This window comes from Polynucleobacter sp. MWH-Spelu-300-X4, from assembly GCF_018687515.1.
Lineage (GTDB): Bacteria > Pseudomonadota > Gammaproteobacteria > Burkholderiales > Burkholderiaceae > Polynucleobacter.
On sequence record NZ_CP061294.1, the window covers coordinates 1,711,522 to 1,735,615 of the forward strand.

Sequence of the window (24,094 nt, forward strand, 5' to 3'; positions counted from 1 at the left end):
CGCATCAAGAATTTGCATTTATGGCGCTTATTACCTAACATTAAGCATGCTTTCATTTTCTTTTTCAAACTCGCAAGCTGAGCTCAGAAATATTTTTTATAAATCTATTTTTCTAACTTTAGCTATTGCTAGCTTGCTATCTAACCCTAAAGAGGCGCAAGCCATGAATTGTCCAGAATCCTTGTCATTTCAATTTTTACGGCTTCAAGATGAAACCCCTCAAGATCTTTGCCAATACAAAGGAAAGGTTATTCTTGTTGTTAATACAGCCAGTTATTGCGGCTTCACCAGTCAATATGAAGGTTTAGAAAAAATTTATGCTCAATATAAAGATCAAGGATTTGTTGTCTTAGGCTTTCCATCTAACGACTTTGGAAAGCAAGAACCGGGATCTAATAAAGAAATTGCTGATTTTTGCTACAACACTTATGGCGTTAAATTTCCTATGTTTGCAAAAAGCTCGGTCAGTGGAAAAGACGCCAACCCTTTATTTAAATTATTAATAGAAAAATCAGGCACTAAGCCGCGCTGGAATTTTTATAAATATTTAATCGATCGTGAAGGTAATGTTGTTGACTCATTTAGCAGCATCACGTCACCAACCAGCAAAAAAGTAACTTCAAAAATTGAGGCCTTAATAAAAAAATAGCCACAATTAATTGTGGCTATTTTTAGATATCTCTTCTTTTATTAACGTTTTTCTTTTCTGGCCTTATTAACTAAGTAATCCATAACATCAATCGCTCTAGTTTTTGAACCGCCAGCAATAGAAGGGGATGTTATATATTTACCTTGAATAGCCACAGTTGGCACGCCATCTATTCTGTAATTTTGAGCAATTTGACTAGTGCCTCTTGCTTTAGAAATAACAGTAAATGATTTAAATGCTGATAAGAATTTCTGGCGATCGACCCCCTGAGTAGCAAGCCAATCAGCTATTTCAACGTCAGACAACATTTTCTTTTTTCCAACATGAATGGCATCCATCACTTTTGGATGCAAATCTGAACGCCCTAACGCTTCTAAGGCATAAAAAAGTTGGCTATGCGGCAACAAATCATCTCTAAATGCAACTGGAATCTTACGCACAACAACATCTGCTCCTTGGCGCTTAACCCAAGCACTGAACTCTGGTTCAAAGTCATGGCAATGTGGGCAACCGTACCAAAAGAACTCAATAACCTCTATCTTGCCTTTTGCTTCAATTGGTTGAGCAACTGGCAATGTTCTGAAATCAAACCCATCTTCAATCGGTCTATTTTGAGCAATCGAAAATGTTGCGAATAACAAGAAGGTGACACCAAAAACTACTTTTAAAAATTTAGTAAAAATTGTCATTTTTATATTCTTTCTAACAATTAATTTGTTTTATTAATCCGAATAACGGTTGAGGTAATGCCTGCTGACTGCAAGCGTCCTCTAGTTTGAGTCACTTCATCTTGAGCCTTAAATGGTCCTACGCGGACGCGCCACATGACACCACCATCGACTTCCCGCTCTGAGACAAGCGCCTCAAGACCTTGCATCGCTAAAGTTGCTTTTTGTCTTTGAGCTTCATCTTGATTTCTAAAGGCCCCTGTTTGCAACCAATATTCAGGTCCTTGTGAGGCGCTTGCTATAGAACCAATAGGATCTTTTTTAGCAGATTCACTTGGTAGAGGAACCTTGCTTTGTAATGGCTTATTGAGGTTTGGACGATCTTCTACTTGAACCTCACCTTCATCAACAGCCTCGGCCGGCGCCGACTTAGAAGTAGCATCCGGTGCTCGTAGATTTAATTTTGGCTCAGGCGCACCTTTTGTTAACTTGTAGGCCACACCAACAGCAATGGCAATACCTAACAAAAGCCCCAAAACAAAACCCATCAAAGTTCCACCAGAAGAAGGGTGGCTTAGGTTATTTTTATCTGTTATTTGTCTCATAGTTAGCTATATTACCCTTACATTTTCTCTGGTGCAGAAACCCCTAAAACATCTAAACCATTAGCAATCACTTGCTTGGTAGCCGATAACAAGGCCAATCTAGCCAACTTTAATGGCTCATCATCAACTAAGACTCGATCAGCGTTATAAAAAGTATGGAAGTCACCAGCTAAATCTCTTAAATAGAAAGCGATTGCATGAGGTGCCATATCTTTTGCCGCATCTGTTAATACATCGCCATACTCAGCTAATCTTCTTAACAAAGTATCCGAAGCTTTACTGGTCAAACTGGCAAAAGAAACATTTTTCAATGAAGCTTCGTCACCAGCCCACTGGCGCAAAATTGAACAAATACGAGCGTGCGCATATTGCACATAGAAAACAGGGTTTTCATCGTTTTGCTTCAAAGCAAGATCGACATCAAAAACAAACTCTGTATCAGCTTTACGAGAAATCAAGAAAAAGCGAACTGCATCTCGACCTCTTCGAATAGCGATATCCTTATCTTCACCGGTCATGTCCGGAGTAACGCCGCCGGACCACTCAATCAAATCTCTAACCGTTACATAAGAGCCTGCGCGCTTAGAGATCTTAACTTCCTCACCGCCACGCATAACAGTTACCATCTTATGCAAAACATAACTCGGATAATCTTTTGGAATACTCCAAGAGCGCTGCGCCGCCACACCTTGAATACCTGACCTTACGCGTGCAATGGTGCCGTGGTGATCACTACCTTGAATATTAATGACATGAGTAAATCCGCGCGACCACTTGCTCGCATGGTAGGCAACATCAGGCACAAAATAAGTGTAATTACCGTCAGACTTTCGCATGACGCGATCTTTATCATCGCCATCCTCAGTGGTTCTAAGCCATAAAGCACCATCTAGCTCATAACTCTTACCAATTTTTTTCAAGTCAGCAACTACAGCCTCAACACTACCATCGGTATAAAGAGATGATTCTAAATAGTAACAATCGAACTTAACGCCAAAAGCTTGCAAATCAATATCTTGTTCTCTACGCAAATAAGCAACTGAAAATTTTCTAATTGATTCAATATTCTCAACATCACCAGCAGCCAAAACAGGCTGCCCATCAGCAGCAGCTACCGTTGACTTTGCTAAATAATCACGCGCGATATCCGCAATGTATTCACCGTTATAAGCAGACTCTGGCCAGCTCGCATCACCAGGCTTGAATCCTTTAGCTCTAGCCTGCACAGAAATAGCCAAGTTTTGTATTTGCACGCCAGCGTCGTTGTAATAGAACTCACGATGCACAGACCATCCTTGAGTAGCCATCAAATGAGACAAGGCATCCCCTAAAGCAGCTTGACGACCATGCCCAACATGCAAAGGTCCAGTTGGATTAGCAGACACGAACTCAATCAAAACTTTTTGGCCATTAGAAGGTTGCATGCCAAATGTTGCTTGCTGTTCAAAAATAGCTTTTAGAACTTCTAGTTTTGCTACTTGGGTCAAACGTACATTAATAAATCCAGGGCCAGCAATCTCAACAGCTGAAAGTAACGTCGCATAGCTTGCTTGCTGTTGAAGAGCAGCAGAAAATTCTTGAGCCAACTCGCGCGGATTCATTTTCCAGCCCTTAGCTAACTGCATCGCAATATTAGTTGCAAGATCGCCATGTTCAGCAACCTTCGGGCGCTCCAAATGAGGCACCGGCAAATCATCAGAAGAAATGCCATGAGTAGCCGCGACCACCTTTAAGGCATCCTGCATAAGCTGTGTAATTTGTTTTTTAATGACTGGAAGCATAGAAAATAAGTTTATCAGTTAGGTTTTGGTGTTACTCTTTAGTAATGCTTTATAAATTTCAATGTAAAAAATCGGCTGATGTTTTGATGCTTGGTGATTTAACCCAAAAAATTTTTGACATCATTGACAGACCGCTCGAAGCCAAGGGAGTCTTTTTAGTCGAGCAACTGGAAGATGCCATCAAAAAACTGGAAGAAGCTATTACCTTGGATGAAAAAGTTCGCGCAGCCGCACAAGCATCTGAAAATAAAAATGTCCACGAAGAAAAACCCCCAACATACCGCTTGGGACAAAGAGTTTTTCCTTTTATGCAATTACTCAAAGACGCTCTCGCTCATCAAGAAATGATTATTTGGGGCGTTTAGCAAAATCATCTTTCTGATCGTCGCCAATACGTCCAACATCGAAATATTGCGCATGCTCATTAGCGATATAAAAACCACTCACGCTTGACGCAGGCATCATAGCCATCGACTCAGTCAAGGTCATGTCGATCTCATCTGCCTTTAAGCAACTAAACATCTCTCTCTTAACAAGATGATCTGGGCATGCCGGATAGCCTGGCGCTGGACGAATACCCACATAAGACTCACCAACCAACTCCTCATTAGTTAATGCCTCATTAGGGGCATAGCCCCACAACTCAGTTCTTACACGCTGATGCATCCTTTCCGCAAAAGCTTCAGCCAATCGATCCGCTAAAGCCTTGAGCATGATAGAGCTGTAGTCATCATGTTTATCTTCAAACTCTCTGAGTTTTTTATCAATACTATGGCCCGCCGTAACGGCAAACATACCAACATAGTCACTAATACCACTACTCTTAGGCGCCACAAAATCTGCCAAGCAACGATTAGGTCTCTTAACACCATCAACAACAGGACGATCAGACTGTTGTCTGTAGTTTTTCCAGACTAATATAGGCGTTTGGCGAGATTCATCCGCGTAAAGCTCAATATCATCTCCCACGCTATTACTTGGATAAATACCAACAACAGCATGAGCAGTCAGCCATCTACCCTGAATAGCTTTCTTCAACATCTCTTGGGCATCGTGATAAACCTTACGGGCAGAATCCCCCACCACTGCATCATCAAGTATTTGAGGAAACTTGCCCGCCAAATCCCAGGTTTGAAAAAATGGCGTCCAATCAATGTAATCCGCCAATTCAGCTAAATCGTAGTTTTTGAAAACACGGCGCCCAATGAATTTAGGTTTAACAATTGACGCATTTGCCCAATCAATTTTTTGAGCATTTGCTCTTGCTTCCTCAAGCGTAATTAATGGCGTCTGCTTCTTATTAGCATGCTGCTCGCGAATGCGTTCATATTCAGAACTTAAATCGCTGATAAATTTTTCAGACTGCTCATCTGACAGCAAATTAGACGCAACAGATACAGCTCTTGATGCATCTGGAACATAAACCACAGGCCCCTCATAGTGAGGCGCAATCTTCACGGCCGTATGAACTCGAGACGTTGTCGCACCACCAATCATCAGAGGCATTTTCTTGTCACGGAAATAAGGATCTCGCTGCATCTCTTCCGCAACATAAGCCATCTCTTCTAGTGAAGGCGTGATGAGGCCGGACAACCCAATCATATCCGCCCCTTCTTCTTTGGCCTTCTTCAGAATTTCATTACATGGGACCATTACGCCCATATTAACCACATCAAAATTGTTACATTGCAAGACAACGGTTACGATATTTTTCCCAATATCGTGAACATCGCCTTTTACAGTGGCCATAATAATTTTTCCACGCGACTTAACATCTCCGCCACGCGCCAAAATTTGTCTTTTTTCTTCTTCGATATAAGGTATTAGGTGCGCAACCGCCTGCTTCATCACTCGAGCACTTTTAACCACCTGAGGTAAGAACATTTTGCCGGCACCAAATAAATCGCCGACCACATTCATGCCATCCATCAAGGGGCCCTCAATCACCTCAATAGGTCGACCACCAGCCGAAGAGATTTCTTGACGCATTTCTTCGGTATCTTCAACGATATGAGTCGTAATACCGTGCACTAAAGCATGCGTCAATCTTGCACGCACCGGCTCTTCTCGCCAAGCTAAAGTTTCCTCAGCTTTAACACCACCACCCTTGTAATCATCAGCGATATCTAAAAGTCGTTCCGTAGGTGTTTTGCCATCTTTTTCTTTAAAACGATTAAGCACAACATCTTCGACTTTTTCACGCAAATTAGCGTCTAGGTTTTCATATACACCAAGCTGGCCGGCATTAACAATACCCATATCCAAACCGGCTCGTATCGCGTGATACAAGAAAACCGTATGAATGGCTTCGCGAACAACATCATTGCCTCTAAAAGAGAAGCTGACGTTAGAAACGCCGCCACTTACTTTTGCGCCAGGTAAATTCTTCTTAATCCATGCAGTCGCAGCAATAAAATCATTAGCGTAATTATCGTGATCCTCAATACCAGTTGCGATCGCAAAAATATTCGGGTCAAAAATAATGTCTTCCGGTGGGAAGTCAATTTCATTAACCAAAATGTTGTAACTGCGCTGACAAATTTCTATTTTTCGATCATAGGTATCAGCTTGACCTTTTTCATCAAAAGCCATAACTACAGCTGCTGCACCATAACGCTTAATTAACTTGGCTTGATGTCTAAAAGAATCTTCACCCTCTTTCATTGAAATCGAGTTAACAATTGCTTTACCTTGAACGCATTGCAATCCAGCCTCGATAACCGACCATTTAGATGAGTCAATCATCACAGGCACTCGCGAAATATCAGGCTCTGAAGCAATCAAATTTAAAAAGCGCACCATGGCGGCTTTGGAATCCAACATGGCCTCATCCATATTGATATCGATGACCTGCGCGCCATTTTCAACCTGTTGGCGAGCCACTGACAATGCCTCATCGTATTGGCCATTCAAAATCATTCGAGCAAAGGCTTTCGAGCCTGTTACATTTGTTCGCTCTCCAACGTTTACAAAACCAACATGCGGACTAATGTTGCATGGCTCCAAACCAGATAAACGCATTGGCGGCAATTTCACGTTACTCATCATGCCACCTCCTTGTATGCATCCCAAGAACGCGCCGATCTTTTCGCCACAGCATCAGCTATGGCTTTGATGTGTGCTGGTGTTGTGCCACAACAACCACCCACCAAATTAACTAAACCATCCTTAGAAAACTCATCTAGCAATCTAGCTGTTACTTCCGGAGTTTCATCAAAGCCCGTATCACTCATTGGATTAGGTAAACCCGCATTAGGGTAACAGGACACGGCAACATCACAAACCTTAGCTAGCTCAGCAATATAAGGTCTCATTAAGGTTGCGCCCAAAGCGCAATTCAAACCAAACGTTAAAGGCTTAGCATGCCTCAAGCTATTCCAAAAAGCCTCAACTGTTTGCCCCGAAAGTATCCGACCAGAAGCATCCGTGACCGTACCAGAAATCATGATGGGCAAACGAACACCGGTTTCATCAAAAAATTCATCAATGGCAAATAAAGCTGCTTTTGCATTTAATGTGTCAAAAATTGTTTCTACTAGAAAAACGTCTGCGCCACCTTCATATAAGCCTTCGACTTGCTCACGATAACTCGTGCGCAATTGGTCAAACGTTACATTTCTTGCGCCAGGATCATTCACGTCCGGCGAAATGCTGGCGGTCTTAGGTGTTGGGCCAACTGCGCCAGCGACAAAACGCGGCTTATCAGGCGTAGAGAATTCTTCACAAGCTTGCTTGGCTAACTTGGCTGCAGCAATATTCATTTCTCTTGCAAGCTCAGGCATTCTGTAATCATCCTGAGCAACGCTAGTAGCGCCAAAAGTATTAGTCTCGATTAAATCTGCCCCAGCGGCTAAATACTGTCTATGGATATCCAAAATAATTTCTGGGTGCGTTAAGTTCAAGAGTTCGTTATTACCCTTTAAATCGACAGGATAATTTTCAAAACGCTTATTTGTTGGTAACCCACGGTAATCTTGTTCAGTTAACTTTCGCTGCTGAATCATGGTGCCCATAGCACCATCCAAAACCAAAATTCGGCTTTTTAATAACTGGGGCAAAACTGCGCCTCGGGTGTAAAACATAGTAGAAACTCTTGGTTTATCCGCAAAAGATTGCGAGAAATGAATTAAACCTATATTTTATCGGTATTAAGCATATTTATCTGATTCCATTAACCTTTTTTGTGTAGGGAGTTCTCATGTTTGGTGCAATGCCTGATTTCAATCAAAGCTTAGAAATGTTCAAAACAATGTGGGGCAACTCTCCTACACCAGGCGATATGACCGGTTTTGGTGCTGGATTAGGTGGAGGAGCTGCCTTACCAACCCTTGATATTGATGAATTAGACAAGCGAATCCAAGACTTAAAAAGCGTAGAAAATTGGCTAAACCTCAATATGAGCGTGCTTAGAAGCACTATTCAAGGCCTAGAGGTTCAACGAGCCACTCTAGCGGCCCTACAGAGCTTTAGTGCGGCCATGACCCCAGAGGCAATGGCTGAAGCAGGTAAAGCAGCTCAAAAAGCTGCGGCGGATATGGCTAAAGAGATGACCTCAACTAGCTTTGCTAGCAAAAAAACCGCGTCACCCCGTCCGAAGAAACCTCGCGCCTCAAAATCCCCTCGCGCCACAGGTGGTTAAGGTGCGCAATGGCTTCGCCCATCGCAAAAGTTAATTGATGTAAATCTAGTTCCCGCTTAAACAAGATGGGAATTAGATCCCTTGCTGTTATTGGCTCTTTTTGGCAAGCCAACTTCGTTTCCGCCAAACGCTCCTGATGATGCTCTTTTAGTTGCCCAATGCGGTAATGCAGACCTTTAAAAGGCTTACCATGGGACGGCAATACCAATGCATCATGAGGTAGGCACCTATAACTTTCTAATGAGCTTAAATACAAACCCAAAGGATCTGCATCTGGCTCGGTAGCGAACACACTGACATTAGTAGAAATTCTAGGTAAAACCATGTCACCTGAAATAAATACCTGCTGGGCTTCTGACCATAGACAGGCATGTTCAGGAGCATGACCATAACCGGCAAAAACTTCCCAAGTTTTCCCGCCAATCATGAACTGATCTCCATCCATAATTCTTCGGAAATCCATGGGAACATCCGGCACCATCCGGCTGTAATAATCGGCTCTGGCGCGAATTTTCTCTATGTCGCTTGGGTCACTCAAGCCGTGCTTTAAGAAATGATCCGCAGCGCCTCCACCTCCAGCCATAGATCCTTGACTCGAGCCCGCGGGACTGATTAACCATTTCGCCAAAACATAATCGGTCATAGTCATCCATAAAGGCGCCTGCCAACGATGGCATAACCATGAAGCCAAACCTAAATGATCGGGATGCATATGCGTCACAATCACACGAACAATCGGTAGACCATCCAGCTCGTTTTTAAAAATGATTTCCCAAAGGTCTTTTGTGGCAGTGTTTGCCACCCCACAATCCACCAAAGTCCAACCCTCTCTGCCCTCAAAACAATCTCTTATTAACCACAAATTAATGTGATCTAAGGCGAAAGGAAGTGGCATACGTACCCACTTAATACCAGGAGCTAATTCTTTTGTCGCACCTGATCCGGGTAACTCGTCCAAGAAGGGATAATCAATTGTTTGCATGTCGACACAAAATAATGAAACTTGAGATACGATACCTCATATCAATTGTTTTATTCAGACAAGATTTCATAACATGGTATCTTTTACAAATATAGATAGAGCAATTTTGAAACATTGCTCAAAATCACTGTAAAAATTTCAAATAAATAACTATGCAAGAATCAAATAACCCATACCTACTATCTAAGCTTCTTGAAAACAATAAAGACTGGGTCGACTCCGTGACAAAAACGGATCCTGAGTACTTTAGCCGCTTGGCACATCAACAAGCACCTGAATATCTTTGGATTGGTTGCTCTGACTCTAGAGTACCTGCAAACCAAATTACAGGCTTAGCACCAGGTGAAGTATTTGTTCATAGAAATATTGCAAACGTTGTTGTTCATACCGACTTAAATGCTTTATCCGTTATTCAATTTGCGGTTGACCAAATCAAGGTAAAACATATCATTGTGGTTGGTCACTACGGTTGCTCAGGCGTTCGAGCTGCTCAAATTAAAGCTCGTATTGGCATAGCTGATAACTGGATTAGACACGTGCAAGATGTACAGGATAAGCACGGCAAATACTTGGGTGACATCCTAAAACAAGATGAACAATTTGATAGACTATGTGAGTTAAATGTCATTGAACAAGTCATGAATGTTTGCCATACCAGCAGCGTTCAAGATGCTTGGGCAAGAGGTCAAGAAGTTACCGTACATGGATGGGTGTATGGCCTAAAAGATGGCTTAGCTAGAGACTTAGGTATTAGCGTGAAAAGTGCTGCCGAATTAAACAATCGTTACCAGGCTGTTCTAGAAAAAAACTACCCTCAAAAAAATGGGTAAATCTAGTCAAGAAAGGCCATTATCCCCATGCATTAATTTGTGCCGCATGGATGACGATGATCGCTACTGTCTAGGTTGTTTTAGAACATTAGATGAAATTGCTACTTGGTCAGATTTAGACATTGAAGAAAAAGAATTGGTCTGGCAAGCTCTAGACGAGCGTCGCGCCAAGCGCGCATAAACGCTCAACTTTCATGCAACAGTATTGAAGTATTCAACTCTTGATGAGTAGCTCTTTGACCACCACCTGCTTTATGCAAAGCAGGTGGTGCAAAGCTTATCGATCGATTACTAATTAATTTAGATTAATCAGCGTAAATACCAGCCTTTTTAATGATTGGAGTCCATAAATCAATCTGGGCTTTCAAATGTGCTTTATGACCTTCCGGACTTGCATTTTTTTCGCTAGGCACATTAGCGCCCAACTCTGTCATTTTTGCTTTATAACCTGCATCAGCAATACCCGCTTTAATTGCCGCAGATAATTTATCCGTCGCAGCTTTAGGTGTACCTTTAGGCGCATATACCCCATGCCATACATTAACTTGGAAGTTTTTCAAACCTTGCTCATGTAATGTTGGGATATCTTTAAATGCCGGAATACGCTGCAAAGTTGTTGCACCATACGCTTTTACTGACTTGGCCTTTAACTGACCAGATAAATTAGTTGTTTGGTCGCACATGAGTTGCACTTGACCACCCATTAAATCCGTCAATGCCGGAGCGGTTCCTTTATATGGCACCGTCGTCATATCTTGCTGAATAGTGCTCATAAACAACAAACCACATAAGTGGCTAGCAGAACCAACTCCCGCATTAGCATAAGCAATCTTATTGCCATTTGCTTTGATATAAGCCAATAACTCAGTTAAGTTCTTGGCGGGCAAATCTTTATTACCCACCATGATCATAGGTACATCAGCTACTTGGCCCAAATGCTCATAATCGGTATTTGGATCAAAACCAAGATTCTTATACAAAGCTGGGGCTGTAGACATCCCAATATGGTGAATCAAAATCGTATAACCATCTTTAGGGGCATTTAAAACTTTTTTAGCGGCAATTGTTCCACCAGCACCAGGTGAGTTATCAACAATCACTTGTTGCTTTAATGTCTTACCCATAGAAAGAGCCAATTCTCGAGCCACTTTATCTGTAGGGCCGCCAGCCGCAAATGGAACAACTAATGTAACAGGCTTATCATCAGGAAAAGCCGCTTGAGTTGGAAGAGCTGCAAACCCAGTTAAAACACTCACTGCCAACATCATGTGACGAATATTTTTATTCATATATTTCTCCTCAAAGTCGTCGCCATAGAAAATAAGCAAATCAACAGTTATATTGTAAGTAATTATTAAGGAAATAAAAGCTTCTCCGAATTGAATACTCTTAGCACTTACCCTAATAAACCATCAGCCATTAACAATATGCCCAACCAATACATCCCCAAAATTTTGCAAGGATTACGCATCCCAGTTATATCTGCTCCAATGTTTACAGTTAGCTATCCGGAGTTAGTCACCGCACAATGTAAATCAGGGATTGTTGGATCTTTCCCAGCGTTAAATGCCCGCCCTCCAGAATTACTAGATACATGGCTTGCAGATATCAATGAAAATTTGGCAGTTTTTCAAAAAGATAATCCAGCCACTAAAGTTGGCCCAATTGCTGTCAATCAAATTGTTCACGCATCAAATAGTAGGCTCGAACAGGATGTAAAAACTTGCGTCAAGCACCGTGTACCCATCTACATCACCAGTCTTCGAGCCCCTGTTAAAGAAATCATTGATGCCGTTCACAGTTACGGCGGAATTATCTTGCACGATGTCATCAATATCAGGCATGCAGAAAAAGCTCTAGAGGCTGGTGTTGATGGGTTGATCTTAGTTGCGGCTGGAGCCGGTGGACATGCAGGAACCATGTCGCCATTTTCTTTGGTTGGGGAAGTTAGAAAAATATTCAAGGGCCCCATTGCTTTATCTGGCTCAATTTCTAATGGCCAATCTATTCTTGCGGCTCAAGCGATGGGAGCGGACTTTGCGTATATAGGCACAAGATTTATTGCGAGCAAAGAAGCAAATGCCTCTGTCGCTTATAAACAAGCCATCATTCACGCAAATGCATCAGACATTGTTTATACCAATTACTTCACAGGTATTCATGGTAACTATATTCAAGAAAGCATTTTGAAGGCAGGGCTTGATCCTAAAAATTTGCCTGATGCAGATCCAAGCAAAATGGATTTTTCAAAAGCAACTAAACCAGAATCTGGGGCAAAGGCCTGGAAAGATATTTGGGGCGCAGGCCAAGGGGTTGGCTTAATTAATGACGCCCCATCAGTTGCTGAGATTGTTGCTAAATTAGAACAAGAATATATTCAAGCAAAAGCAAATTTATTGTGATCGGATGTAATAACCACATCCTCTTTGAGAGCTCGTTTGGCAATTTTAAGAACGAGCTTATCTTTGCTGATTAATATGGCCGGTCTTAAGCTATACGCCAAATTGATAAAAACTTGATCATCCCGATCTTTACATTTCCAAGGCGCCAACACCAACGAAGTGTCATCAAGCAGCCTAGACCAAGCTTGCCATTGGAGACAAATTTCTTCTTATTGATCGACGCTTAATTTGAATTGAGGGCGCCCAATAACGTCAACAAATTCTTCAATAGTTTTCGCGGTAGCAACCGCATCAATTTTTTTATCAGTTAACGCAGTGCGCAAAGGGTGTGCCCGCTGATCATCAAACACCAAAATATCCAAAAGGATATTGGTATCTAAAACAACAATAGGCCTCACTCGACCGTAACCGATTTCGCTAAATTACGAGGTTTATCGACATCTGTACCACGAGCACATGCTGTGTGATACGCCAATAGCTGTAGCGGTATCGTATGCAAAATTGGAGACAAATCACCATAATGCTCCGGCATACGAATGACATGTATTCCTTCGCTCGCAACGATAGCAGTATCAGAATCCGCAAATACATATAACTTGCCACCACGCGCTTTAACTTCTTGCATATTGGATTTTAATTTTTCCAATAAAGCATCATTGGGTGCCACTGTCACAACTGGCATTTGCTCCGTAACCAATGCCAAAGGGCCATGTTTTAACTCACCCGCAGGATAAGCTTCCGCGTGAATATATGAAATTTCTTTTAATTTAAGAGCGCCTTCCAAGGCTATTGGGTAATGCAACCCACGTCCTAAAAATAAAGCGTTCTCACATTTAGCAAATGTCTCACTCCAGGCAATAATCTGCGGCTCCAAAGCCAATGCCGCATTAATCGCTGCTGGCAAGTGTCTTAAACGATTAAGATTGTCACGCTCAGCCGCATCGGATAACTTTCCACGGTGCTTCGCCAACATCAATGTCATTAAATACAGGCCGACTAACTGCGTAGTAAATGCTTTGGTGGATGCCACACCAATTTCTGTACCAGCATGAGTTAAGAAACGGTACTTTGTTTCTCTAACCATTGCGCTAGTTGCCACATTGCAAACAGCCAATGTTTCAGTATGACCTAATGATTGAGCATGACGTAATGCGGCTAAGGTATCTGCTGTTTCACCAGACTGAGACACCACAACTACTAATGCATTGGGATTAGGGACTGTTTTACGATATCGGTACTCACTAGCAATTTCAACTTGAGTGGCAATTCCAGCGATATCTTCCAACCAATATTTAGCAGTGCAGGCGGCGTAATAACTAGTACCGCAAGCCAACATTAAGATACTGTCAACTTTGTTAAGGTCAGCGTCAGTGGCACCAAAAACTTGTGGCTCGATTTTCTCAATATGCCCAACAGTATCGCCAATAGCCCTAGGCTGCTCAAAAATCTCTTTTTGCATGTAATGCTGATAAGGGCCTAAATCAACCGCGGCTATTTGTGCTGGTACTGCTTTTTTAGGCCTCTCTTGAGCAACGCCAGCAGCATTGGTTACCTTCACACCATCCACTGTGAGAACTGCAACATCGCCTTCTTCCAAATAGGTCATAGACTGCGCATGCTCAGCCACAGCCAAGGCATCAGATGCCAAGAAGTTCTCATCCTTGCCAAAAGCAACCACCAAAGGAGACCCAGCCCTTGCTCCAACCAAAATACCAGGAGCATCTTTAGCAATCACAGCAATTGCATAAGCGCCATGTAACCGCGGAAGAACCGCTCTTACAGCCTGAGGCAAATCTCTTTGACTCATTTGGGTATAAGTTTGATGAATTAAATGCGCAATAACTTCGGTATCTGTCTGAGAAACAAATTCATACCCGGCAGCTTTTAGCTCGTCACGCAATATTTCGTAATTTTCAATAATGCCGTTATGCACTAGGCCAATCAAATCACCTGAAAAATGTGGGTGTGCATTAACAGTGTCAGGCTTGCCATGTGTTGCCCAACGAGTATGAGCGATCCCCAAGTTACCTGACATTTGTTTGCCTTGCTCGACTAAATCAGAAACACGTGCAGTAGTTCTCGCGCGCTTTAAACCAGTTTCCGTTAATAAAGCAAATCCGCAAGAGTCATAGCCGCGATACTCTAATCGTCTCAAACCTTCGACCAAGATATCTACAACATTTCTTTTAGCAATCGCTCCAACAATGCCGCACATGGCTATTTCCTATTTATCTTTAATATGTTTTTAATAACTTATTTTGGCTTCTTGGTTGGTCGCTGCCAATTAAGAGAAACTTGTTTTGCTCTTGTCACCGTTAACTGTCCAGCAGGAGCATCTTTTGTCAAAGTTGTGCCAGCCCCCAAGGTTGCTCCCTTGCCAACAGTCACGGGTGCAACTAATTGCGTGTCTGAGCCAATAAATGCTTCATCTTCAATGATTGTGCGGTGTTTATTAACACCATCGTAATTACAAGTAATTGTCCCAGCACCCACATTGACTTTTGAGCCAATGGTTGCATCACCAATGTAAGCCAAATGATTTGCTTTACTTTGACTAGCTATCTGACTATTTTTAACTTCAACGAAGTTGCCAATATGCACCTCTGCTGCCAGCTCCGTACCTGGGCGCAATCTTGCATAAGGACCGATCACACTTCTTGAGCCAACTTTAGCTTGATCAATATGGGTATACGCATGAATGACTGCGCCAGCCTCGATAACAGCATTGCGAATCACACAATAAGGGCCAACACTCACGCCAGCGCCCAAAGTAACCTCGCCCTCGAAAACACAACCCACATCGATAACAACATCCGACGCGCAGGATAATTGGCCGCGTATATCAATACGTGCAGGATCAGCCAAACTGACCCCTGACTCCAATAGCTGACTAGCTAACTCCAGTTGCCAAGTACGCTCAAGAGATGCCAATTGAGCTCGACTATTAACACCAATAGTCTCCCACTCTGCTTGTGGGTTTGCTGTGTAAATCGGTACGCCTTCACTAACAGCCATTTCAATAATGTCTGTTAAATAATATTCGCCTTGCGCATTGTTAGACTTAAGCGCCAACAACCAACGTTTGAGGTGCTTTGTTGGCACGGCCATTAAACCCGTATTAATTTCATTAATTAATTTAATTTCTGCGCTAGCATCTTTTTCTTCAACGATAGCGGCGACATTGCCATCTAAATTTCTAACAATTCGTCCGTAGCCCGTTGGATTAGACATTTTTTGCGTTAACAAACCAAGCGCGCCTTGACCTGCTAAATTAGCTAATGTTTCAAGGGTTGAGGTGCGGATTAATGGCACGTCCCCATAAAGTATTAATGTGTTCTGTGATTCATCCAAAAGATCACTGGCCTGAAGCACCGCATGACCAGTACCTTTTTGCTCGGCCTGAAACACTGTTTTTGCTTGAATATTATTCTTCTCTAAATAATCTTTAACCGCATCACCACCATGCCCAATAACAACAATCGATTGATGTTGGCCTGGGATGGCTTCTGCGCTCGCAATAGCATGCGCAAGCATCGGCTTACCCGCTATGGGGTGCAAGACTTTCGGCAAGGCGGAACGCATACGCTTTCCTTGGCCAGCAGCTAATATAACGATATTCATGATAATAATTATATGTGTTTATGACGCGACCATTTGAATCTAATGAATCCCGACTGGTAAACACTTACTTTAACTACGCCCCCTCATCATCCACCTTAACTAAAGCAGATTTTTCTTTAAGCATCATCTGAACTGGCTGCCAAGAAATTTGCTCTTCCAAATCAGCAGAACCGCTTGTATCCGTTAAGTTTTTAAAGTCAAAAGCATCTCCGTCCATCAAATGAGATGGCACCACATTTTGCAATGAGCTAAATAAACTTTCGACACGACCAGGATATTTTTTCTCCCACTCACGCAACAAAGCTTTCATCGCATTTCTTTGTAGGTTTTCCTGGCTGCCACAAAGATTACAAGGGATAATTGGGAAAGCCATTTGCTCAGCATATCGTTCCAGATAACGCTCAGGCACATAAGCTAACGGACGAATCACAATATGTTTGCCATCATCAGACTTCAATTTAGGCGGCATACCTTTTAATTTGCCCCCATGGAACATGTTCATTAAAAGTGTTTCAAGAATATCGTCTCGATGATGCCCCAAGGCAATTTTAGTAGCCCCAAGCTCACCGGCAACCCTATACAAAATACCTCTTCGCAATCTAGAACACAATCCGCAAGTTGTTTTACCCTCAGGTACCACCCGCTTCACAATCCCATAAGTATCTTGCTCTTCAATATGAAAAGGAATACCCAATTTTTTTAAATAATTAGGCAATACATCTTCTGGGAAGCCAGGCTGTTTTTGATCTAAGTTAACAGCCACTAAATCAAAATGAATAGGCGCCCGATCACGCAACTTCATCAAGATATCGAGCATGGCATAACTATCTTTACCACCAGATAGACAAACCATGACCTTATCGCCATCTTCAATCATGTTGTAGTCAACAATAGCCTGCCCTGTTAGACGACAAAGCTTCTTGTCTAACTTATTTTCTTCGTAAGCGATTTTGCGAGGATCTTTCATTCTTTAATCAGAAATATTTCTACGCCCACGGCGTCACAATCTGGGTAAACATCTGGCTTAGCTGTTGATACACGTACAGCACGAACGCTTGGGTGCGCCAACATAATTTTGGCAACATCATCGCAAAGGGTTTCCTGCAAATGGATATGTCCCTTTGCAACTCTTTGCACAATACTCTGGCGCATAAAGTCATAATCAACTACTTCATCTAAGCTGTCTTTTTTAGGCGTGTTTTCGGTTAACGGAACAAATAAATCAACATTAATTAATACGCGTTGCTCACCACGTTTTTCAAAATCATGGACGCCAATATTGATATACACCTCATAGTTACTTAAGAAAAGTCTTCGACAATCCATCAAGCGTGGGTGGGAAAGTAGGGCTTGCATAATTACTCCGTTAAAAACATCACATCACGATCAGTTGGCAACAAATGTTGACCACCATCCACATAAAGTGTTGTTCCTGTTATCGCTTGAGAGTTGGCTAAATAAACAACCGCTCCAGCGATGTCATCAGGTGTAGATGATTTCCCAAGAGGCGTCATAGCGTGAGCTTTCATAAATCCATCCTCACTTTGCTCACCAGAAACCATTGTGATACCTGGCGCGACACCAACGACCCTTAGAACTGGAGCAAATGACTGTGCCAATAAGGTTGTGGCTGAGTGCAAGGCTGATTTAGACAAGGTATAAGATAAAAAATCAGGATTTAAATTTGCCAGTTTTTGATCAAGCAAATTAACAATAACGCCAGAAGGTGCATCAGCATCTTCAGCTCGCGCTTTTGCATGCTGACGATACATGTCTCGAGACAAAATCAAAGGAGCTGCAACATTCGTCAACATATGTCGATCTAATGCCGCATAACTAAAACTTGAAGCGACGTCATACTGAAACAAGGATGCGTTATTAACTAAGCAAACAGGTAACCCTAATGCTTCAGTGCAACGCGCAATTAATTTGTTTGCCTCGGACTCTTCCGCCAAATTTGCTTGTAATGCTATGCCTTTTTGCCCAGTCGCTTCGATATCTCTAACGGTCTGTTCGGCTGCATCCTTTGAGTTTCCATAATGAATAGCAACATCCCAGCCATCTTTTGCCAAAGCTAGCGCAATAGCTCGTCCCACACGTTTGGCAGCCCCAGTCACCAAGGCAACCTTCTTAGTTTTAATCATTTTTGCAACTTCACTTATAAGAGTTGTAGACTCACAAGGTATGGATATTACCCCTAGCCTAGAAGAAACGTCTCAAAGCCAGCTTTTGGCTCATAAAATTTCTCAAGAAATCAAAGCCCAAGCGGGCCATATTCCTTTTGCTAAGTATATGGAAATGGCGCTCTATACGCCAGGGTTAGGCTATTACTCGTCAGGAAAAACCAAGCTAGGTACTGCCGGAGACTTCACTACGGCACCAGAAATTAGCCCCTTATTTGGCTATACCCTTGTAGAGACATTAATCCCTATTTTTAATGAGCTAGAAAAAACAGGGGCACCACTACAAATTTTAGAGTTTGGAGCGGGTTCAGGCGCATTAGCCGAATCTGTTTTAGATGGCCTTCACCAAGCGGGCATCTCTATTGATGCCTATAACATCCTCGACCTATCTGCTGACCTCTCCAAGCGCCAACAAGAGCGCTTGAGCAATCGCAAAGAAAATATCCATTGGCTAAATCAACTTCCGACTGATTTTGTTGGAATCATATTAGCCAATGAGGTTTTGGATGCTATGCCTATAGATATCGTTACTTTAAAAAATGGTGCCTGGCATTACCGTGATGTCACCATTGATCCATCCTCAACAAAAGATATTCGGTTTATGTTTTGCGATGGCGAAAAAATAAAAACCTCGTTATTGCCAGAGTCACTCCAAAAGCAATCTTTGCTAGACGGCTACACAACAGAAATTCATCAAAATGCGCAGGGTTGGGTTGCTAGTCTTGCCACATGCCTTAAAAAAGGCGCCTTACTTACCTTTGACTATGGGTTTCCTGGACATGAGTATTACCATCCTCAAAGAACCCAAGGCACATTAATGGGCCACTATCGACATCATGCGATACAAGACCCTTTTTTCTACCCAGGCGTTTGCGACTTAACTGCTCACGTAGAGTGGAGCTCTATAGCTAACTCTGCACATGCTGCTGGATTTAATTTATTGGGCTACACCAACCAAGCCAGCTATCTGTTGGATGCAGGCATTAGCCAATTAATGTTAGCAATGACAGACCCAAGTGACACTTTGAAATTTATGCCTATATCAAACGCTCTTCAAAAATTACTTTCAGAAGCTGAAATGGGTGAGCTATTTAAAGTGATGTGCCTAGGCATTGATCTACCATTTTCTGAGGGCGATCTACCTGGCTTTAGAGGCAGACCTAGAGCACTTTAGGTACTTGGTGCTTAGGCACCTTAAGCAAGGTCCTCTCCTGCCTTTATCGCATTAACTCGAGCCTGCTGAATCGCCAACTTAATCATATCGCCTGCACCAGGGCCCGACTGAACTGATTTGGCAATATTCGCAACATCAACCGTTTTAGCAAGCTCATATGCTTTTTGCAGTGAAGATGTTTCACAAGGCACCAACCTCACAATCTCAAGTAGCTCCAAGAATCTTTCCGGCTTTCTCCAAACATCAATACGATCTAATATCGACAAAAGAATTTCTGCACTAGGAGATGCCTTGTAACGAGATAGTCCATCAACTAATTGATTTGTTAAAACAGCATAGTCTTTACATTCAACTGTGGCGCTTAACTTAGCAGATAACTCTTCAATCAAGTTACTGTTTAAACCATGCAATAAAGCAGCGTAGCGTTGCGGCAATTTCATGCTCCGCTTAGCAGAAGCATCCAAATACTTAAAAAACTTTTCTGAATATCCAGAATCAAAAGCTCTCTCAAATAGTTCGCCATCAGCCCCACAAGATGCTAACGTCGTAAACATCTTAGACGGTTTCTCGGCACTCAGTCCTTTAACTAACTCTTGCCACACGCGCTCTTTAACTAATGCCTTTAGCTCTCCGCTCGTGCTAATTTTTTTCAGCAAATCTAATGTCTCTTGCGCAATTGAAAAATCAACAAATCTTGCAGCGAACCTAGCCACCCGCAAAACACGTAAAGGATCTTCCACAAAAGCCGGGCCAACATGTCTAAAAATTTTATTCTTGAGATCCGCTTGACCCCCATATGGATCAATCACAGGACCAACCAACTCGCCACGCTCATCAATCTCTTGTGCCATAGCATTGATTGTTAAATCTCGCCTGGCTAAATCTTGGGGAAGCGTAACTTCGGCATCGGCATGAAAAATAAAACCCTTATAACCTGGAGCTGTTTTTCTTTCCGTTCTTGCTAATGCATATTCGCTATTTGTAATGGGGTGCAAAAACACAGGGAAGTCTTGACCAACTGGTCTAAAACCTTTCTGAATCATTTCTTCAGGAGTCGACCCAACAACAACATAGTCGAGATCTTTGACAGGAAGCCCGAGCAACCTATCTCTGACTGCACCCCCAACAACATAAATCTTCACTTAGCTATATTCCAATCTCATTAAGGCAACTCGGACAAGACCGCAGTCTTGGGAACCACAACACCTAAACGCTGCTTTAAAGATTGCGGCTTAGAACTTGATAACGCAGCATAGTAATTAGCGTTGGCTAAAACATTCTTAACGTAGCCTCTTGTTTCATTAAATGGGATTGTTTCTGCAAAAATAGCCCCCTCAACAGGTCTAACTAATTTCTCTCGCCACGCCTTGGGCCTACCAGGACCAGCGTTATAAGCGGCAGATGCCAAAGCCCAAGAACCATCAAGATCTTGAAGCACCATATTCAAGTAATTGCTACCCAAGGTTAAATTGGTATGCATATCACTTAACTGAGTTACTTTGAAATTATTCATGCCAATTTTTTTGGCCACATATTTAGCAGTCGTAGGCATCACTTGCATCAAACCTGATGCACCAACATTAGATTTAGCCGACATGATGAATCTAGACTCTTGTCTAATCAAACCATATGCCCAATTAACATCTAATCCTATGTCATGTGCAATTGGAGATAAAGAATCCTTAAATGGTGTTGGGTAACGCAGGCTAAAGTCATGTTCAACCTTCGTCCTATCCGCTGTATTAACTGCACGATCATATAAATTAATCCGTTTAGCATATTCAGCAGCAGCAATGAGTTGCTTATCTGTTAAACCCTTTAATTCCCAATTCCACTCTCTATTTCCCTCAAAACGAAGCCCCATGTCATAAAAACGAACAGCCCTCGCAAAACCTTTTTTTGCAGCCATTTGTTTAACGGTTGCTTCATCTGCCGACTGTTTTTTCGGGACATAAATAGGTAAGCCCAATTCTTCTCGAGACAATTGACCATAAAAATTAAATTGCTCCGATAACGCTTGGAATGTTTCTTTCGCAAGAGACTCACCCCCCAATTCTTTTTGCGCGCGCGCAAACCAATATGACCACGCCGGATCACGTTTGCGAACACTTGGCGTCATAGTCTCAATAGACTCTTTGACCAACTTCCAGTCACCCTCTCTCAAAGCAACACGCACCTTCCACTCTTGAGATTCAGGTGATAAAAGTTGGTGATGCCCTTGCTCATGCTGTAAACGATAGGCCTTGATGGCATCTTTATCTAATTTTTTTGCCAAGAATTGGCCAATAACACCCCAAGCAGCGGCCGTATTTTCCCGACCGGTACGCCAAGCCTTTTTATCAAAATCTTTAAATGCTTGATTAGGGTCCGTTCTGGCTTTACGAACAACATCGGCGATTGAGTCATCACCACCTGTTTTTTTTGCAAGCGTTTCCAAATTATTTTCTAAAGCAATTCTGCCAATTGCGGCAGCCTCAGATTTAGTAAGCCCGCCAGATTGAACTAATGATTGAACAAGCTCAGGGCAAGCCTCTCCAAAATACTGTGGGTCTAATAATGCATTTCTCGCATCCACACCAATTTTTTTAGCATCCTCCCCCTTAGCAAGCTTTGATTGCATGGCATAGCACTTCACCTGGGTGTCATCGTCCAAGACAAACTGGGCATATTCTCGATCAAATACACTCCAAGCCTTCCTTTTGCCAAGCGATAGTAGCCAATCATTCCTTAGTCGATCAGCAATAGCGCTACCTGCATGAACTCTTAAAAAACCCTCAACAGCGGCATCCATTGAAGCATCAGCCTTAATTTGTCCGCCTTTGTCATAAAGCTGTGGCTTTAATTGAAAGTAAATAACATAGTCAGCCAAATCGTGGTCCTCTAATTTAGGAACCAATGCATTTACTCGAGCGGCATCATTATTTTTAGCCGCCTCTCTTAATTCAACAAATAAACGATCTCGCTCGCTAAGAGATTTATCTGGCTCTATCTTTTTTGTAGATTTAACTGGGCCATTAGAGCCACTTTTCACTTTAGAAAAACCAGGTGCGGAAACAACCACAAGCCCCACAAAAGTGGCTATCAATAATTTATTTAGAACTTTCATATTTTTTCGATGTAGCATATCCCTAATCATGCCTTATTTTTCATATTTTTGAACCCCCCGTGAAAACTTTCAACGCCTTAAGACAAGAGTTATTGGAAAAGAGACTGGCTCTGAGTCATCACGCAGAGCTTCACCAGTCACTTGAAAAAATGCTTTCTGACTACTTGGCCACGCATAAAGTGAGCTGTCTTGGAATTTACTGGCCCATCAAAGGTGAGTTTGATCCCAGGCCTTGCGCACTCGAGTGGGTGGAAAAATCCGCATCTAGAAAACTGGCCTTACCAATTGTTACTGTTGGAAAACCTTTGACATACGGCACATGGGAGCAAGATACAACGCTTGTAAAAGGCCACGCGTCTATTCCAGAACCTCTCCTTGGAGAATCTTCTAAAGAAATCATCCCAGATTTGCTTTTGTTACCTTGCTTAGGTTGGTCTTATCAAAACAATCAGTTTTGGCGTATTGGATACGGCGGAGGCTACTATGATCGAACCTTAGAACGCTATGCCCAACTTCAATTGCCCACCAAGGCTCTTGGCTTAGCATTTAAGGCGCAAGAAGTAAAAGAGGGCGACTGGCGCCCTCAAACCCATGATCACCCACTGAGTGATTTGCTAAAAGCTTAATCAAACCAAGTTCAAATTTTTAGCAATCTGAATAGTTGTTTCAGCTTGATTTAAGCTATAAAAATGCAGCCCGGGAGTTCCAGCGCTACGCAATTGATCACATAAATCCGTCACAACATCTAAACCAAATGATTTGATAGATGCAACATCATCACCAAATGCTTGCAGTCTCAAACGAATCCAACGAGGAACCTCTGCTCCACAAGCCTCTGAGAAGCGCAATAATTGCGTGCTATTAGTAATCGGCATGATCCCTGGAACAATCGGCTGCGTCACGCCAACCTTACCCGCCTCTTCCACAAATTTGAAATAAGCATCGCTATTAAAAAAATACTGTGTGATAGCTGAGTTGGCGCCTGCTTTCATTTTGTTGGCAAATCTCAAAATATCATCATTCATTGATTTAGCCTGTGGGTGCATCTCAGGGTAAGCAGCTACCTCAATATGAAAATGATCCCCAGTTTCAGCACGAATAAAACTCACCAATTCATCCGCATGATGAAACTCGCCGTATTGCCCCATACCTGAAGGCAAATCGCCACGCAGAGCCACGATTCGCTTAATACCTATCGATTTATATTGGGCTAGCAAATCGCGCACATTACCTTTTGAGCTGCCAACACAAGACAAATGAGGCGCAGCTGCTTCTCCGGCTTCATGTATTTCTTTAACGGCCGACAAAGTTCCATCTTGTGTCGAACCACCAGCACCAAAAGTTACAGAGAAAAACGCTGGCTTGAGCGTTGCCGCCAACTGCTCGCGCACGGCACGCAGCTTAGCCGCGCCCTCTACGGTCTTAGGTGGGAAAAACTCAACGCTCAATTCCAT

General features: G+C 42.6%; 24 protein-coding genes. 8 read left to right on the top strand and 16 right to left on the bottom strand.

Annotated features, from left to right (window positions below):
- Window positions 1-46: 46 nt before the first annotated feature.
- A complete protein-coding gene (locus ICV01_RS08705; RefSeq protein WP_251369347.1) occupies window positions 47-649 on the top strand; it encodes a glutathione peroxidase in 603 nt (200 codons plus the stop codon).
- 41 nt (window positions 650-690) lie between these two features.
- Here ICV01_RS08705 and ICV01_RS08710 read toward each other — a convergent pair whose 3' ends face one another.
- The 3 genes from ICV01_RS08710 to argS are packed head-to-tail and all read right to left on the bottom strand — an operon-like array spanning window position 691 to window position 3,703.
- The gene (locus tag ICV01_RS08710; protein WP_215287525.1) at window positions 691-1,338 is read right to left on the bottom strand and encodes a thiol:disulfide interchange protein DsbA/DsbL; all 648 of its coding nucleotides are present in this window, start codon (window positions 1,336-1,338) and stop codon (window positions 691-693) included.
- A 20-nt stretch (window positions 1,339-1,358) separates the two neighbouring features.
- Window positions 1,359-1,922, bottom strand: a complete 564-nt coding sequence (locus ICV01_RS08715) for an SPOR domain-containing protein (RefSeq protein WP_215287527.1) — start codon at window positions 1,920-1,922, stop codon at window positions 1,359-1,361.
- A 17-nt stretch (window positions 1,923-1,939) separates the two neighbouring features.
- The gene (gene argS / locus ICV01_RS08720) at window positions 1,940-3,703 is read right to left on the bottom strand and encodes an arginine--tRNA ligase (protein WP_215287529.1); all 1,764 of its coding nucleotides are present in this window, start codon (window positions 3,701-3,703) and stop codon (window positions 1,940-1,942) included.
- An 86-nt stretch (window positions 3,704-3,789) separates the two neighbouring features.
- Between argS and ICV01_RS08725 the strand changes: the two genes are divergently transcribed.
- On the top strand, window positions 3,790-4,068 hold the full coding sequence (locus ICV01_RS08725; RefSeq protein WP_251369348.1) for a DUF1840 family protein: 279 nt from the start codon (window positions 3,790-3,792) through the stop codon (window positions 4,066-4,068).
- Here the strand turns inward: ICV01_RS08725 and metH are convergent.
- The gene (metH, locus tag ICV01_RS08730) at window positions 4,052-6,748 is read right to left on the bottom strand and encodes a methionine synthase (protein ID WP_215289196.1); all 2,697 of its coding nucleotides are present in this window, start codon (window positions 6,746-6,748) and stop codon (window positions 4,052-4,054) included. The genes ICV01_RS08725 and metH overlap by 17 nt on opposite strands.
- Window positions 6,748-7,785 carry a homocysteine S-methyltransferase family protein gene (locus ICV01_RS08735; protein WP_215287534.1) on the bottom strand — a complete coding sequence of 346 codons (1,038 nt, stop codon included), beginning with the start codon at window positions 7,783-7,785 and terminating at the stop codon, window positions 6,748-6,750. The genes metH and ICV01_RS08735 overlap by 1 nt, the downstream gene beginning before the upstream one ends.
- 116 nt (window positions 7,786-7,901) lie before the next feature.
- On the opposite strand from ICV01_RS08735, the gene ICV01_RS08740 reads away from it, so the two are divergent.
- Window positions 7,902-8,342: a PhaM family polyhydroxyalkanoate granule multifunctional regulatory protein gene (locus tag ICV01_RS08740; protein ID WP_215287536.1), complete on the top strand. Its 441-nt coding sequence runs from the start codon at window positions 7,902-7,904 to the stop codon at window positions 8,340-8,342.
- On the opposite strand, the gene ICV01_RS08745 is transcribed toward ICV01_RS08740, so the two are convergent.
- Window positions 8,269-9,324, bottom strand: a complete 1,056-nt coding sequence (locus tag ICV01_RS08745) for an MBL fold metallo-hydrolase (RefSeq protein WP_215287538.1) — start codon at window positions 9,322-9,324, stop codon at window positions 8,269-8,271. The two genes, ICV01_RS08740 and ICV01_RS08745, sit on opposite strands and share 74 nt — an antisense overlap.
- 152 nt (window positions 9,325-9,476) lie before the next feature.
- Between ICV01_RS08745 and can the strand changes: the two genes are divergently transcribed.
- Both can and ICV01_RS08755 read left to right on the top strand, forming a co-directional pair.
- Window positions 9,477-10,154, top strand: a complete 678-nt coding sequence (can, locus tag ICV01_RS08750; RefSeq protein ID WP_215287540.1) for a carbonate dehydratase — start codon at window positions 9,477-9,479, stop codon at window positions 10,152-10,154.
- Window positions 10,147-10,335: a DUF1289 domain-containing protein gene (locus tag ICV01_RS08755; RefSeq protein WP_215287542.1), complete on the top strand. Its 189-nt coding sequence runs from the start codon at window positions 10,147-10,149 to the stop codon at window positions 10,333-10,335. The genes can and ICV01_RS08755 overlap by 8 nt, the downstream gene beginning before the upstream one ends.
- Window positions 10,336-10,459: 124 nt before the next feature.
- Here the strand turns inward: ICV01_RS08755 and ICV01_RS08760 are convergent, their stop codons facing one another.
- The gene (locus ICV01_RS08760; RefSeq protein ID WP_215287544.1) at window positions 10,460-11,443 is read right to left on the bottom strand and encodes a tripartite tricarboxylate transporter substrate-binding protein; all 984 of its coding nucleotides are present in this window, start codon (window positions 11,441-11,443) and stop codon (window positions 10,460-10,462) included.
- A 138-nt stretch (window positions 11,444-11,581) separates the two neighbouring features.
- Here ICV01_RS08760 and ICV01_RS08765 point away from each other — a divergent pair, with 138 nt between their 5' ends.
- Entirely contained in the window at window positions 11,582-12,556 is a 975-nt protein-coding gene (locus ICV01_RS08765; protein WP_215289197.1) for a nitronate monooxygenase family protein, read from the top strand.
- A 209-nt stretch (window positions 12,557-12,765) separates the two neighbouring features.
- On the opposite strand, the gene ICV01_RS09110 is transcribed toward ICV01_RS08765, so the two are convergent.
- From ICV01_RS09110 to ICV01_RS08795, 6 genes are all read right to left on the bottom strand, one after another.
- Window positions 12,766-12,954 (bottom strand): PIN domain-containing protein, encoded by a 189-nt coding sequence (locus ICV01_RS09110; RefSeq protein ID WP_251369349.1) that lies wholly within the window; start codon window positions 12,952-12,954, stop codon window positions 12,766-12,768.
- A complete protein-coding gene (gene glmS / locus ICV01_RS08775; RefSeq protein ID WP_215287545.1) occupies window positions 12,951-14,771 on the bottom strand; it encodes a glutamine--fructose-6-phosphate transaminase (isomerizing) in 1,821 nt (606 codons plus the stop codon). The genes ICV01_RS09110 and glmS overlap by 4 nt, the downstream gene beginning before the upstream one ends.
- Window positions 14,772-14,809: 38 nt before the next feature.
- Window positions 14,810-16,177 (bottom strand): bifunctional UDP-N-acetylglucosamine diphosphorylase/glucosamine-1-phosphate N-acetyltransferase GlmU, encoded by a 1,368-nt coding sequence (gene glmU / locus ICV01_RS08780; RefSeq protein ID WP_215287547.1) that lies wholly within the window; start codon window positions 16,175-16,177, stop codon window positions 14,810-14,812.
- Between the two features lie 73 nt (window positions 16,178-16,250).
- Window positions 16,251-17,144: a tRNA 2-thiocytidine(32) synthetase TtcA gene (gene ttcA / locus ICV01_RS08785; protein ID WP_215287549.1), complete on the bottom strand. Its 894-nt coding sequence runs from the start codon at window positions 17,142-17,144 to the stop codon at window positions 16,251-16,253.
- Complete coding sequence (locus ICV01_RS08790) at window positions 17,141-17,533, bottom strand: dihydroneopterin aldolase (protein WP_215287551.1); 393 nt, start codon at window positions 17,531-17,533, stop codon at window positions 17,141-17,143. Before ICV01_RS08790 ends, ttcA begins: the two co-directional genes overlap by 4 nt.
- Before the next feature lie 2 nt (window positions 17,534-17,535).
- Window positions 17,536-18,321 carry an SDR family oxidoreductase gene (locus ICV01_RS08795; protein WP_215287553.1) on the bottom strand — a complete coding sequence of 262 codons (786 nt, stop codon included), beginning with the start codon at window positions 18,319-18,321 and terminating at the stop codon, window positions 17,536-17,538.
- 40 nt (window positions 18,322-18,361) lie between these two features.
- Here ICV01_RS08795 and ICV01_RS08800 point away from each other — a divergent pair, with 40 nt between their 5' ends.
- Window positions 18,362-19,534, top strand: a complete 1,173-nt coding sequence (locus ICV01_RS08800; RefSeq protein WP_215287555.1) for a class I SAM-dependent methyltransferase — start codon at window positions 18,362-18,364, stop codon at window positions 19,532-19,534.
- A gap of 20 nt (window positions 19,535-19,554) precedes the next feature.
- On the opposite strand, the gene cca is transcribed toward ICV01_RS08800, so the two are convergent.
- Both cca and ICV01_RS08810 read right to left on the bottom strand, forming a co-directional pair.
- On the bottom strand, window positions 19,555-20,676 hold the full coding sequence (gene cca / locus ICV01_RS08805) for a multifunctional CCA tRNA nucleotidyl transferase/2'3'-cyclic phosphodiesterase/2'nucleotidase/phosphatase (protein WP_215287556.1): 1,122 nt from the start codon (window positions 20,674-20,676) through the stop codon (window positions 19,555-19,557).
- Between the two features lie 20 nt (window positions 20,677-20,696).
- A complete protein-coding gene (locus tag ICV01_RS08810) occupies window positions 20,697-22,658 on the bottom strand; it encodes a lytic transglycosylase domain-containing protein (protein WP_251369350.1) in 1,962 nt (653 codons plus the stop codon).
- 41 nt (window positions 22,659-22,699) lie between these two features.
- On the opposite strand from ICV01_RS08810, the gene ICV01_RS08815 reads away from it, so the two are divergent.
- A complete protein-coding gene (locus ICV01_RS08815) occupies window positions 22,700-23,266 on the top strand; it encodes a 5-formyltetrahydrofolate cyclo-ligase (protein WP_215287558.1) in 567 nt (188 codons plus the stop codon).
- On the opposite strand, the gene metF is transcribed toward ICV01_RS08815, so the two are convergent.
- Complete coding sequence (gene metF, locus ICV01_RS08820) at window positions 23,267-24,094, bottom strand: methylenetetrahydrofolate reductase [NAD(P)H] (protein WP_215287560.1); 828 nt, start codon at window positions 24,092-24,094, stop codon at window positions 23,267-23,269.

Bases quoted from the DNA above. Each gene is read 5' to 3' on its own strand.
- ICV01_RS08705 (WP_251369347.1), top strand. From the start codon at position 47: ATGCTTTCATTTTCTTTTTCAAACTCGCAAGCTGAGCTCAGAAATATT.
- ICV01_RS08710 (WP_215287525.1), bottom strand. From the start codon at position 1,338: ATGACAATTTTTACTAAATTTTTAAAAGTAGTTTTTGGTGTCACCTTC.
- ICV01_RS08715 (WP_215287527.1), bottom strand. From the start codon at position 1,922: ATGAGACAAATAACAGATAAAAATAACCTAAGCCACCCTTCTTCTGGT.
- argS (WP_215287529.1), bottom strand. From the start codon at position 3,703: ATGCTTCCAGTCATTAAAAAACAAATTACACAGCTTATGCAGGATGCC.
- ICV01_RS08725 (WP_251369348.1), top strand. From the start codon at position 3,790: ATGCTTGGTGATTTAACCCAAAAAATTTTTGACATCATTGACAGACCG.
- metH (WP_215289196.1), bottom strand. From the start codon at position 6,748: ATGAGTAACGTGAAATTGCCGCCAATGCGTTTATCTGGTTTGGAGCCA.
- ICV01_RS08735 (WP_215287534.1), bottom strand. From the start codon at position 7,785: ATGTTTTACACCCGAGGCGCAGTTTTGCCCCAGTTATTAAAAAGCCGA.
- ICV01_RS08740 (WP_215287536.1), top strand. From the start codon at position 7,902: ATGTTTGGTGCAATGCCTGATTTCAATCAAAGCTTAGAAATGTTCAAA.
- ICV01_RS08745 (WP_215287538.1), bottom strand. From the start codon at position 9,324: ATGCAAACAATTGATTATCCCTTCTTGGACGAGTTACCCGGATCAGGT.
- can (WP_215287540.1), top strand. From the start codon at position 9,477: ATGCAAGAATCAAATAACCCATACCTACTATCTAAGCTTCTTGAAAAC.
- ICV01_RS08755 (WP_215287542.1), top strand. From the start codon at position 10,147: ATGGGTAAATCTAGTCAAGAAAGGCCATTATCCCCATGCATTAATTTG.
- ICV01_RS08760 (WP_215287544.1), bottom strand. From the start codon at position 11,443: ATGAATAAAAATATTCGTCACATGATGTTGGCAGTGAGTGTTTTAACT.
- ICV01_RS08765 (WP_215289197.1), top strand. From the start codon at position 11,582: ATGCCCAACCAATACATCCCCAAAATTTTGCAAGGATTACGCATCCCA.
- glmS (WP_215287545.1), bottom strand. From the start codon at position 14,771: ATGTGCGGCATTGTTGGAGCGATTGCTAAAAGAAATGTTGTAGATATC.
- glmU (WP_215287547.1), bottom strand. From the start codon at position 16,177: ATGAATATCGTTATATTAGCTGCTGGCCAAGGAAAGCGTATGCGTTCC.
- ttcA (WP_215287549.1), bottom strand. From the start codon at position 17,144: ATGAAAGATCCTCGCAAAATCGCTTACGAAGAAAATAAGTTAGACAAG.
- ICV01_RS08790 (WP_215287551.1), bottom strand. From the start codon at position 17,533: ATGCAAGCCCTACTTTCCCACCCACGCTTGATGGATTGTCGAAGACTT.
- ICV01_RS08795 (WP_215287553.1), bottom strand. From the start codon at position 18,321: ATGATTAAAACTAAGAAGGTTGCCTTGGTGACTGGGGCTGCCAAACGT.
- ICV01_RS08800 (WP_215287555.1), top strand. From the start codon at position 18,362: ATGGATATTACCCCTAGCCTAGAAGAAACGTCTCAAAGCCAGCTTTTG.
- ICV01_RS08810 (WP_251369350.1), bottom strand. From the start codon at position 22,658: ATGCTACATCGAAAAAATATGAAAGTTCTAAATAAATTATTGATAGCC.
- metF (WP_215287560.1), bottom strand. From the start codon at position 24,094: ATGGAATTGAGCGTTGAGTTTTTCCCACCTAAGACCGTAGAGGGCGCG.